We start from the raw sequence: 12,389 nt of genomic DNA on the forward strand, positions 1-12,389 counted from the left end.
CGATCGCGCCAGCAGCACCCGCGGCGCCGTCGTTTCCGTCAGCACCGGTCGGGCCAGTTGGACCGATCGCGCCGGCAGCACCAGCAGCTCCGTCGTTTCCATCAGCACCGGTCGGGCCAGTTGGACCGATCGCGCCGGCAGCACCAGCAGCACCGTCGTTTCCGTCAGCACCGGTCGGCCCGGTAGCGCCAGTGGCCCCCCCTGCCCCTGACGCCGATTCGAAGGTGAACGCGGTGCTCCCTACTTGCGTTCGCGGCGCGAGCGTTTCGCTATCGACTGTAATTTCGAGGAAACGAACGGACCCCTGGAAGTGCATGGCGGTGAATCCGGTAGACACCTCGTACACGCCCTCGCTCACGTCTACCATCAAGGGCCCGACGCTCGCGATCAACAAACCGCCGGTCTGGGCGTCGTAGAGGTCGATGGTCATGCTGACCTGGCCGTCGATCGGGGCACCCGCAGCATCCGTCAAGAAGCCCTGCAGCTTGAAGACATCAGGTACAGCCGCGCCAAGAGGACTCGCGAAAACCAATAACGCGATGACAATCATGGCTAAAATACGTCTCATCATCATTCCCTCGATCTCACGGGCTTACTCGATCACGCGATAGAACAGAATGTTCGGCGGACCTGCGTTCTCGTCGGTATCACTACAGAGGCTTGTCGTCCGATAAAGGTTCCCTGGATCGACCAGGGCGTTGGGCACGGTGTTCCGGTAGATCTCGAAAAGGGCGGAGTGCCCGGTCCACATCAGTTCGACGTCATACTCACCGCTGCCAACGTTGAAGGTCTTGTCCACCATCAAGAGCTGCTCGACTGTCGTCGGCCCCTTGAATGACCAGAAACCCAGACTGGCCGTCATCCCGTTGGGACAGACACCCGATGTTCCGGAAACCGGAGCGGACGTCACGCTCATGAGGTAACTGGCTGAAGTCATCCGATCGGCGACGCCCGCCACCATTATCCGTTTGAGCGTGGTGGGACCCGCCGTCGCGTCGCAAACGTCCCCACGGCCGTCGCCGTCGGTGTCCAACTGATCGAAGTTCGCGCTCGTGGGACAGTTGTCGAATTCCCCGACCGAGGGCGGATTGAATCCCGAGCCGACGCAGATCAGGTCCCCGTCGACATCATTGTCGGGATCGCTCGGACACGTGTCGCAACTATCACCCGCACCGTCCCCGTCACCGTCACCCTGGCCCGCGTTGTTAACGGTGGGACAGTTGTCGCAAGCGTCGCCCACACCGTCCGCATCCCCGTCACCCTGGCCCACGTTGGGCACGGTGAGGCAGTTGTCGCAGCCGTCGGGCACGCCATCGCTGTCACCATCGACGTTGTCATCAAAACCAGGACACGCGTCGCAGGCATTACCCGCACCGTCACCGTCGTCGTCCTTCTGGTTGTTGTTCGGAACGAATGGGCAGTTATCGACGTCGCCGCAGTGGTTGTCCCCATCGATGTTGTTGTCCGGGTCATTCGGGCAGGCGTCGCAAACATCACCCACACCGTCCCCGTCCCCGTCCTGCTGGTCGAAGTTGGCCACGGCGGGGCAGTTGTCCATGCCATCACAGATACCATCCCCGTCCGCATCACCGACCGGGCACTTGGTAATGGTGTAGGAATCGTCCACATTGCCGCTGCTGTTCACGAACTTCGCCTCCAGGCGGGAGCCGGTGACGTCCAGAACAACGGAGCCCAGTTCGTTGAGCGAGGTGAACATCAACGGGTGATTCAGCGGCCCGCCCGAGATCTTGCCCGAGCTACCCGCAACGGTGTGCACCATGCCATCGCCCGAGCCCGTATACGGGACGGTGCCGCGCGGGCTTTTCAGATAGGGCCCACCCGAGGCGTCCAGGATCACCCCGTCGCCCGGCACTAGCGTCGGCGTCGCATAAAACCCGTCGATCAAATGCGACCGCTCATAACTGTGCGAGTGTCCCGAAAACGTCAAATCCACGCCGTAGTCGTCCAGGATTGGAACCACATTTTCACGCATCTGCTGGAGGGAGGTTTCGGTATCCGAATCATGCGAGCCCTTGCTGTACGGGGGGTGGTGCCAGTAGGCGATGATCCAATCCTGACTCGTCGATGCCAGATCGGCCTCGAGCCAGGTCAACATCGGGCTCCCCACCGATCGATCACTGCTGAACGAGTCCAGCACCACGAAGTGGATGTTGCCGTAGTCGTAGGAGTAGTAGGCCTCGGTCCCCGAGGCGACCCCACCGGCCTCCGCGTTGTCCGGCAGCGTGAAGTTGTCGAAGTAGGGCCACGTCTGTGCGACGGGATCGAACACGTCGTGATTGCCTATCGCGGGCCAGAGCACCGACTTGCGAAGCATCTCGGGAAAGATGTCGAACAGTTTCGTCTGGTACTCGGCGTCCGTGCCGTCGTTGTACGCGTTGTCCCCGAGCATCAGCCAGAGATCCGTGTGCGTCGAACCTGTCCAGGTTTCGTACGCGTCGCGCACCGCCATCGCGTTGGCGTCACCCGTCCCCGAGTCCCCCAGGACCCAGACCCGCGTCGGCTTGGCCGTGCCTGTTGCCGGAGGGGTGACGAAGAAGTGATCCAGGTCGTCGCCGGCCAGCACCGCGGTGGTTGTGCCGATCGAGTAGTAGTACGTCGTATCCGCATTCAGCCCGCTGAGCGTCAGTTCGTGCTCGGTGTCGAGATTGAAGTCCTCTTCCAGGGACGTCAGGTTGCCCTGCTGGGTCCCGTAGAACACCCGACTGTCCGTGGGCAGGCCGGTCCTCCAGCGAACCACGACTTCGCCCGGCGTGCCCTGCTGAAGGTACGGGCCTCGAACGACGGCCAACTCCTTATTGATCGTCAACTGCGGCGAGAGCACCAGATCGGAGGAGCCACCTGAGACATCCCAGCCGGCGATCGCCAGTGTGTTAATCCCGTTTTGAAGTTGGGGAATCGCGGCTGTCAGATTCGTCCACTCATAGGTCGGATCCTGGGCGTTGCTAGACTCATGGCTCGTAGGCGCCGTATTCCAATCCAGCGGTACGACCGGCATACTCAAGGAGCGGAAAACCTCGACACCATTGATCCACGCGGCGTACCCGTCGTCATAATCGCATCCCAGGTGCAGGCTGGATACCAGGTTCGTGTCCACGACGTCGAACGTCGTGCGTGTGAAAACGGACCCGGTTCCGGGGGGCACCACCGTATCCAGCAGGTTCGTCGCCCCGGGTGGGGTCGTCTCGAAGCCGACGCCGTATGTGCCGACGGTCCATCCGAAGTCGTTGAACCCGGGTGCGACCCAGGACATGCCGATGCCCGGATCGGCCGTGTTGGCCAGATAGGTCATCCACGAACCGGCGTCGACGACAACGTCCTCCCCGCTCGCGAAGACCGGGTACAGGCCCGCGATCCTCTCGCCTCGATACGTCGAGATCCTTCCGCCAGTTGGATCGTGGGCCCACAGCTCGAAGACCTTGACCGGTGTCACGTCATCGGTGACCTCGATGATCCGGGTATGCCGTTCACCCAGACCTAGACCCATGGAGGCCGCGCCGTCCACGAAGGTGACCCCGCCGAAGACCAGTAGGCGATTGCCTGTCGTTTCCTGCCAATCGGCGTCGGAGATGAACGATGAAAACAGTCGTTCAGGACTGTTCTCGCCATACTCCCAAACTTGACTCACCTGCATGTTCTGCGTGTCGATGCTGTATTCGACGCCGCGGCTAAACGAATCTTCGTCGGTATCCGGGGTCGTCCCGTCGAATGGGCTCGCCCGGAAGTTGCCGTTGTCGAACAATAGGAGCGTATCGGATCCCGTCCACATCGGAGCGTGTTGATGGTACTGCCAGCGAAAACCCGGCCCCGTCGGCTGTAGCAGGTACGGTTGAAACGCGGGGGACCAGTTTTCGGGAGGCCCGAGGATCCACTCCAGGGCACCCGTTCTTCGCGAGAACTTGATGACGGCGTCCTGGTGTCGCATCGACACGATGATCGAATCGTCATCCGCTCTGTAGTTGACGGCGTTTGCGTGGGTCCAGTCTAAGCCGCCCCCGGTCTGGTCGAGCGATAAGTATCCGATCCGCGTGGCGTCGAGCATGTCCACGAGGGGCCATTCTTTCCGCAACGTTCCGTCGGGCAAGAACTCCACGACCGAGTCGTCCCGCAGTGTCGCGGGTGCCGTCGGAGCGAGGGGGTCTGTTTCACTCGTCGGGAAGTCAGAAACGTTCACCAGCTGTCGGTCCAGGCTGAGGTAAGTCCCGTGGGGGGTTCGGAGAAGATCGTGATGGAGACCGATGCCGGGAATGGCGAGTGCTTGGTAGTTCTGATTTGCCAGCAGGTCCATCTCGATCACGGAATCGAGGCCGCTGCGGTAGAGGATGTTCCCATTCGGTAGTTGCCGACCGGCAGAGATGCAAATCGTCGTGTACCAGACGACCGCACCCGCGCTGTTGACGATCGCTGTGTAATTGGGCCGGGGGTCAAGTTTTTCCCGACGCATGCAATCGATCAACGTGTACCCCGGTTCCATGTTGAGTGGATCGCTAACGACGGTCGTAAGCGTGGGGAAGTCGGCGGGGAGCAACGCGGTCGTGGCGAAGACGGTTCCGACATGGCCACCGGGAATGAGGTCGACATCCACCGTATAGGTTCGGTCCGCCTGCAGGCCGAGAACCGGCAGGTAGTGCTGCGTCACGGGATTCGGAAACTGGACGGTTCGGATCTCGGCGCCGTGGGTGATCGTCAACTGTGCCCCCACGGCCACGTCGGTCTCAAGTTCGACGACTCCCGCAAGCGGTGTCTGTTGATTTGGGTCCATGGTCAAGGTCGGTCCGGAGACGACCTGAACCGCATGAGCCGTGATAGAGCTCAGCACGATGGCGGCGAGAGTCAGCGTAATCCGAGACGCGCACCGGGACTTCCATCCCAGACGCAAACATCTCGCCAGCCCCCCCAAGCAAATCACAGCGATTCCTCACCATTATTAAGTCAGCAGTTCTGTCAGTCACTCGTGCCGCAGCAGCGACCCCAGAAGTCAGGGGCACACCTCGTTCGGAACTGGTTGTATACCGCTATTAAGGACACGGAGCGTGCATTTAGAAAAAAAGGCGGAATACTTACATTATTGGAGTTCCCGGAGTGTGGCCTAGCATTGGCCCAGGGAGAGCAAAGGGAGGCCTGTCGGAGGCCCGCCTCGCGAGCCTCTCCTGAAACGCGATCTTCAGATGCCGGTGAGGAAGGTCAAGAACCTTATTCGCAGAGTACCCCCCCGAGATCCTGCGCTCGGTCGCACACTGCGGTGCCGACATCTTCCGGTCGCTCAAGCATCACACCGTTGGTTCCGTAAGAGCCTTCCGTGGTTCCGTTGTTGCCAACAACCATGAAGAAGAAACTGCCAACCCCGGGATCGAACGACGCACTGCCACTCACGCCAACCGCACACGCCGCCCCGCTGTAGCCGTAGCTTGAGACGGCGGACAACGGCCCATAGTAGATCGTGTGGTCCGTCGCATCGCACGCCGGTGTGTAGCTGATGTCGACCGCCGTCAGGTTGCGGGTCGCCTGCAGCTGATTGCTCGCCTTCGACGCCTCACCGGGCGTACCCAGCACGGTCGACACGGAAACGTCCGTCATCGCCATCTCGAAGGGCGGCGCCATTCCGGTGTTCAGCCAGGCGTCCAGCATGTTCACGCCCTCGTTACCCAGGAATGGATCCAGCCCGTCGTTGCCCAGCCAGAGGAACTGGATGTACTCCCAGCTTGTCTGCTGGTAATACAGTCGCACCTCGGCACGGGTCGCCCCGGACGGGATAGTGAACGCGGACACGTCGTAGTGCAGGTACGTGCCGCCCGGCGCAGGATTCCCGTACTGGGTGTCAGGCACCGGTAGCGCGTTGCGCGTTAGCGCCTCATCCCGATCGAAGCCGTACGGCGGGATCCGCGTGTCGCTCTTCAATACGTTGTTGAGGGCGAAATGGAAGCTCTTGAAGATGCTGTCCGCGGGTGTGAGAGCCAGTTCCCCTAGTGTGTGCTCGGCAACATCGGTCAACGGGTCGTAGGTCAAGGCCATCCCGGTGTCGTAACCCAGGGAAACAAGCTCCGCCGCCCACTGTTGGTCGATACCGGGTTGGGCCTCGAACACCCGAGTGTCCGTGTCCAGCAGACTCTCGACGGCATGCGGTGTTCCACCCAGATCGTCTACGTTGCGGCCGATGGGACCGTACGCACCGTTTTCGGAGATCAACAGATCACCGGAGTCGAACCAGCGGACGTTCAACCACATGCGACGCCCCTCGGGGTAGCCGCTGATCAGCTTGTGGCCCGTCAGGTTGGTCGTCGTCACGACGACATCGTCTCCGCTCTGCGCCGCCGTCAACGAACCGGCGCTCCGCAGGTGCCCCTCGGCCCGCAACATGCCGGCGTTCATCGCAGCGATCTGGTCACTGTCAAGCGTCCCGAAGAGCAGCAGCCCCTCAGCCGCCTGATAGAGGATCGTCTCGGGCACCCAGTAGGCGCCGCCGGTCAGATCGTGACGGGGTAGGTCGTACCGCACGGGAGCCTGATTCTTGTCACAGCCCTTGCCGGTGGAAGGCGCCATGTGACAACTCTGGCAACTGTAGACCCGCTGCATGCCGTCCACGTAGTCCGGCCGATTGGGGTTGTTGGTCTCTGCCATCGCCCGTTGCCAGGCTACTTCAAGCGAGCCACCCACGTGCTTTAACTCGCTGGGCAGCGACGCGAACTGAGAGACGGGCATCGTGTCCAGCGCGCTGGCCACCCACTCGCTGTAGGTGCGCTCGACGACGCCGTAGGCATGCGGGTCATGATTGAAGGCGGCCTTGTCCGCGATCGGTCCGCCCAACACACCGCTGAACCCGCTGCTCAACGGAACCTGCGCCCCGTTGTTGTGGGCCAGGTCGCCGACGGCGGGGTTGCTGACATCGTGACAGGTTCCGCACATCCGGCCCTCGCGCATGAACGTCGACTGCAGGAACGCATGGTTGGCCACGGCATTGTCGTAGGGACCCACACGAGTTCCCCCACTGTTGATCACGTACTGACCGGAACCGTAGTAGCCGTCTCCGCTGATCGGATCAAACGCCTCGAACGGCGCGGTCTGTTCCTCGGTAGTTCCGGGGATATTCGTCGGCATGTCGGGGTCGACCATCAGATGGCAGTGCTCGCATTCGACGCCGCGTTCATCTTCCCCGGTCAGCGCGCTGCCGTTGGTCGGAGTGGAACGACCGGCAAACCAGCCGCCGGGTGTATGACAACGCAGGCAGAGATCGCCGACGCCCCCTCGATCCGCCACCGTCCCGTTGGGCAGGAAGTCCTGCTCTGCGATGGCTACGGTCGCCCAGTAGAGAGGGTCCCGGGCCGCGTGAGACATCATGCTGCCGTGCCAGCCGAAGCTTGGCTCGAGGTCGGGATTGCCGGTCCCGGAATGACAGCTGTCGCAGTTGGTGCCAAAACCCGCGACCTCGCCGGGCTGGGTGCCGGGCTGCTGGATCTCGTTGGGAATCGTGTCCGAGGCCGAACTGACGGATGCGACCCACCCCAGGGTCAGCCAGGTAATTGCAATCCAAGTTGTACGTGCCATGACGCCCCCTTGCGAGACGCACGACGAGTCTATGCGCCCCCGCTGACGAGAAGGCGTGCAAGTTCGGTGCCGCAGGCGTCGGAAAAACGCGACGGAAAGTCCCCTATTCCGCCGCGTCAAATCCGAACGTCAGAGATGGTTGGGGCAACTAACCCCTTCGGTGGGTCGGTTGCCCCACAACGCCTACTGCAGCTCGCCCAGAAGCATCCAGCCGACCGAGTTATAGAGCGGGTTCACCGCGGGGCCGGTTAACGTCAGCGCGGTGTTCTGCGGGCAGACCCAACCGAGGTCGAACGCGTTCCCGGTTGCGAAGCCGAACGTCGAGCCCGCGACCTCTCTCGGAATCAGAAGCGTGCCGCCGCAGTTCAGATTGAATCCTACGGGTTGCCCCTGGAAGCTGGCATTGCTGTAGCCGACCATGGTCACCGAACGGATGACCAGGGTCCTTCCGGGCGGGACGGTGTAGATGCTTCCACCGGGAGGTGTGGTCCCTCCTTTTCGCCCCGCGATGTTGACGATGTCGGCGGCGGGTAGCGCCGCACGAGTGGTCAGGGTCGACGTCGGCTCGGGCCGGATTTCCGGCGATTGGGCGCCTACGATGCCCACGATCACCATCAGGGCCAGGGCCCCCACGAGGCCCACGGCGATCGACGCCGGGCGGATACGGAATGACTGTTTCATGCTTGACTCCTTTTGCTGGGTTGGTTTCTCATCAATTGCCAAAAAGCCCCTGAATTCGACCCGGATCGCGTTTGACGAGTCCGGGCGAAGGATGTACATTACCGCCGCTCGGGTATCAGACCAGTTGCGGAGCCGTGGTGTAGTTGGTTAACACACCGGACTGTCACTCCGGAGATCGCGAGTTCGAGTCTCGTCGGCTCCGCCACTCACCCTCTCACGGGCGCCTAGTCAGGCGCCGGGCCACAGCCAGCCGAACACACCGGCCGTGAGACAGGCGTAGACCAGCCCGTCGATCGAGTGCTTGATCGTGGTGGAAATCTTCTGCCCCTTCCAGATCGCGTTGACCGGCTGGGAGCCTGCATAGCCCAGGAAGGCCACCGTGCCGACGATGCGGAAGACCTCCAGGTAGTGACCGCCGGCCGAGACGACGTGCCCCCCGATGTACGCGGCGAAGATCCCCACCCACAGACTGAACAGGACCCACTGGACCATGGATTTGCCCATCTTCCACGGGCCGTTGGGGAAGATGGTCAGAAAGCCCACCGGGCCTTCGTCGTACTTCTTCTTCATCTCGTCGCTGCCCATCGCCTTCATGTCATCGCAGTGGGGCACCATGTACTCCCCCGCCGGGACCTTGGCCTGCTGCATCACCGCACGGATGCCATCCTCACCGGGTAGCTTCGAGTAATCGTTGCGATGCCACGGGATCAGCATATGGATGACGGAACTGGCGATGAAGACGGCGACGGCCGACACGAGGATCGGGAGCCAGAGCGATGCTATTGAGACCATGGGTGCCCTCCTGATTTATCCGGCCATCCTACCCTGGACCCGTCGCAAACTTGCCAGGAAGTGCAGGCTGCGGTCGAAGATCGCCCCAAATGGCCAGGGATAGAGACCGAGGGTCTGATTCCAGGTGATCTCTTCCAGGCCGAGCTCCCGAAACGCCGTCTGCCACTGACGATGACTCCAGTAGTTGTGGGGGGTGGCGACACCGAAGCGTCGATTGCCGACGTTGTCCATGAAGCGCAGCGTCGCCTCCGCCAGGAAACCGTTCCGTCGATGATCCTTGATGACGACGTGGGTCCGTGCGACACGCGTCGCCTCACGCAACAGCTGCAGCGGATCGTCGCTGTGATGCAGGACATCGACCAGCATCACACAGTCGCAGGATCCATCGCCGAGCGGGAGGACCCGTCCATCGAATTCGGTCACGGGAATCCGGACCCGGTCTCTGACCTGCACGTCGATCCCGACAATCGTGAGGTCCGGGCGTCGCGATAGCAACGACTCCGCCAGGGTCCCGTCACCGCATCCCACATCCAACACCCGAGCGTCGGCGGGGAGAAGGTCGCTCAGGTGTGCCGACAGAATCCGCACACGTCGATCGAGACCGTGAGACTGGTGGAGACGCTCGGCGAGGCTCAACGACGACCCATGCCCAGGATGCTCACGAAGAACCCGGAGAGGAACGTCTGCACCCCCAGCGCCACCAGGGTGACGCCCGGGATCAGCCAGCGCAGCGTCCGGTCGTAGTTGAGTGGGCCATAGTCCAGAGCACGCCAGATGTTGGCGGTATGAACGATCAGGCCGAGACCGATGACAAGCGCCACGGTGCTGATGACGAGACCCAGTTCGAAATTGACCCAACTAAACAAGCGGGTCAACCTCGGGTCTTCCGGCATCAACCCCTCGGTCATCGCAAACGTCTTCGCGATGATCGCAAACAGTATCGATTGGTAGCCCAGCGATACCGCCAGGCTGGCCACCAGGAGCGTGTGGGGCCCGAAGTTCACACCCGCGATCGGTTCTCTGGGAAGGGCCATGCCGTATCCCAGTATTCCGGCCAGCAACAGCAGCGCGCCCGGCACAAGGAACAACCAACGGGGGCTGTACATGAAGAAGAAGCGGACCGTACGCCAACCATCGCGGAATGTCCGCAGGTGGGGCCCGTGGGCCTTACGCCCATCGGGGTGCAACGTGATCGGCACCTCGGCGATCCTGGCGCCGTACAGTCGCGCCTTGATGATCATCTCCGTGGCGAACTCCATCCCCGTGCAGCGCTGATCCAGTTCGTCGTAAAGCTTCTTCGTGAACCCACGCATGCCGCAGTAGATGTCGGTGACCGGTGCGCGGAACATCCAGCGGGCCATCGCCGACAGCATGGGATTCCCCAGCCAGCGATGAAGGAACGGCATCGCCGTCGGGCGAATGGTGCCACCGCCCTTCGGCAGACGGCAGCCCTGCACCAGATCGAAGCCCTCGCGAAGCAACCGCAGAAACGCCGGAATCTCCAGGAAGTCGTAACTGTCGTCGGCGTCGCCCATCATGACGAAGCGCCCGCGGGCTGCGGCGATACCACCCATCAGCGCGGCGCCGTATCCACGACGCGGGACGACCACGACACGGGCGCCCAGACCGGTCGCGATCTCGCCGGAGGCGTCCACACTGCCGTTGTCGGCGATAATGATCTCGCCCTGGATGCCGTGCTCCTCGAAGATCCGCTGGGTCTTGCGGATGCAGATTTCAAGGGTGTCGGCCTCGTCGAGACACGGCATGACGACGGACAGTTCGATGGTTGCGTTCTCAGGTTCCAACTGGAGCCCCCGGGGTGATCGAACATTACCTCAGGGGATGGCGAACCTGAACAACATTCGACCGGCCGCCCGGGCTCTCCAGCGTCCGCTTTTCGAAAAAAGCCTGGCATAATCAACTATTGAACATGTTCAAAAAAGATCTTGACGAACAGGACTACTCGTCCGTATCTTTCTTTTGAACACGTTCAAAAGGAGACTCCCATGAACCTGACCGCCTTTTGCTACCTCGCCTACCTGATCATCAGTGTCGCCATGACCATCTGGGTCGCCCACACGCTCTCGAAGAACGGCCTCCTGTTCCTGGTGCACATCTTCGGTGGGGATCGAGATCTGGCCCGCTCGGTCAATCACCTGCTGGTCGTTGGTTTCTACCTGATCAACCTCGGCTACATCTCCCTGGCCCTGAAGTTGGGCTACGAGGTTCTCAGCCTGACCGGCGCGATTGAAGCCGTCTCCTGGAAGGTCGGATGTGCACTGGTCGTTCTTGGCGGGATGCACTTTCTCAATCTCTACATCTTCGGTCGTCTTCGTCAGGGGACTCCCCTCCGCGAAGCACGACGGGCCTGAGTCGTGACCTCTGTCGATCGGCCTCATGGGAACTGGCCACTCCTATCCGAACTCCTGATCGCCGCGGTCCTTGCCGCGGCGACAGGCGGCACGATTTTCGTCATCGGTGTTTTCGTTCTTGAGTCGTACGGGTGGGGAGTCTTTGTCGCCATTCCGGTAGCGATGGGGTTTGTCGCCGCCCTCGCCATCAACTGGAGGAGGCGCTATCGCATTCTCGCCTCTCTCACCGCGATGCTGGCCGGGATCGTCATCGCGGGAGTCTCCTTACTTGCCTTCGCACTGGAAGGCGCAATCTGCCTCCTGATGGCGCTCCCATTGGCCGTTCCGGGAGGATTCCTCGGCGTATGGCTAGGTGACATGGTCGCCGACCGACGGAGGGGAATCCGGAACGGTATGACGATCGGAGTCCTGATACTTCCGGTCATCCTGGGTGCCTCGGGCCCTCTTACCCCCTACCCCCTGCGCCCTGTCGTCACCTCCGTCACCATCGACGCACCGGTCGACGTGGTCTGGAACAACGTCATCGGCTTCTCGGATCTGCCACAATCCGACGATGCCCTGTACCGATTCGGCGTCGCCCAACCGGTGCGCGCCCATCTGGATGGCGAAGGCGTCGGGGCCATCCGCTATTGCGAGTTCTCCACGGGCCCGTTCGTGGAACCGATCACCCACTGGGAGCCGGGCGTGAAGCTGGCGTTCGACGTCACGGAGCAACCCGAGCCGATGCACGAGTGGAGCCCCTATGAGCGGGTCCACGCACCGCACCTCACCGACGGATGGATCAGTCGCAACGGAGAGTTCCTGCTGATTCCCCTACCCGACGGGCGGACAAGACTCCAGGGCACGACCTGGTACGAGATGCACATGGCACCTCAGTTCTACTGGGGCCTCTGGTCCGACAACTTCATCCACGGAATCCATCGCACCGTGCTCGATCACGTTCGCCTGCTTTCGGAACAGGAGTTCCGGGGAGAATCGGATTAG

Annotated in this window: 9 protein-coding genes and 1 tRNA gene; 3 read left to right on the forward strand and 7 right to left on the reverse strand. The window is 62.0% G+C overall.

All coding sequences use genetic code 11. The features are described from left to right. The 4 genes from OES25_13385 to OES25_13400 form a co-directional block, all read right to left on the reverse strand. On the reverse strand, window positions 1–574 hold a 574-nt coding region (locus tag OES25_13385), incomplete at its 3' end, for a collagen-like protein (GenBank protein ID MDH3628633.1). 18 nt (window positions 575–592) lie between these two features. Next, entirely contained in the window at window positions 593–4,837 is a 4,245-nt protein-coding gene (locus OES25_13390) for an aryl-sulfate sulfotransferase (GenBank protein ID MDH3628634.1), read from the reverse strand. Window positions 4,838–5,211: 374 nt separating this feature from the next. Then, window positions 5,212–7,560, reverse strand: a complete 2,349-nt coding sequence (locus OES25_13395; protein ID MDH3628635.1) for a cytochrome c family protein — start codon at window positions 7,558–7,560, stop codon at window positions 5,212–5,214. Window positions 7,561–7,743: 183 nt separating this feature from the next. Beyond that, complete coding sequence (locus OES25_13400; protein MDH3628636.1) at window positions 7,744–8,241, reverse strand: hypothetical protein; 498 nt, start codon at window positions 8,239–8,241, stop codon at window positions 7,744–7,746. Window positions 8,242–8,369: 128 nt separating this feature from the next. Between OES25_13400 and OES25_13405 the strand changes: the two genes are divergently transcribed. Continuing rightward, window positions 8,370–8,446, forward strand: a tRNA-Asp gene (locus OES25_13405). Between the two features lie 23 nt (window positions 8,447–8,469). Here OES25_13405 and OES25_13410 read toward each other — a convergent pair. Genes OES25_13410 through OES25_13420 form a run of 3 tightly spaced genes read right to left on the reverse strand, consistent with a single transcriptional unit; the run spans window position 8,470 to window position 10,799 of the window. Further along, entirely contained in the window at window positions 8,470–9,033 is a 564-nt protein-coding gene (locus tag OES25_13410) for a hypothetical protein (protein MDH3628637.1), read from the reverse strand. A gap of 15 nt (window positions 9,034–9,048) precedes the next feature. Further along, window positions 9,049–9,669, reverse strand: a complete 621-nt coding sequence (locus OES25_13415) for a class I SAM-dependent methyltransferase (GenBank protein MDH3628638.1) — start codon at window positions 9,667–9,669, stop codon at window positions 9,049–9,051. After that, a complete protein-coding gene (locus OES25_13420; GenBank protein ID MDH3628639.1) occupies window positions 9,666–10,799 on the reverse strand; it encodes a glycosyltransferase family 2 protein in 1,134 nt (377 codons plus the stop codon). Before OES25_13420 ends, OES25_13415 begins: the two co-directional genes overlap by 4 nt. 240 nt (window positions 10,800–11,039) lie before the next feature. On the opposite strand from OES25_13420, the gene OES25_13425 reads away from it, so the two are divergent. Beyond that, window positions 11,040–11,405, forward strand: a complete 366-nt coding sequence (locus tag OES25_13425) for a hypothetical protein (protein ID MDH3628640.1) — start codon at window positions 11,040–11,042, stop codon at window positions 11,403–11,405. A 3-nt stretch (window positions 11,406–11,408) separates the two neighbouring features. Continuing rightward, complete coding sequence (locus OES25_13430; GenBank protein MDH3628641.1) at window positions 11,409–12,389, forward strand: hypothetical protein; 981 nt, start codon at window positions 11,409–11,411, stop codon at window positions 12,387–12,389.

Source organism: Acidobacteriota bacterium, assembly GCA_029861955.1.
Taxonomy (GTDB): domain Bacteria; phylum Acidobacteriota; class Polarisedimenticolia; order Polarisedimenticolales; family Polarisedimenticolaceae; genus JAOTYK01.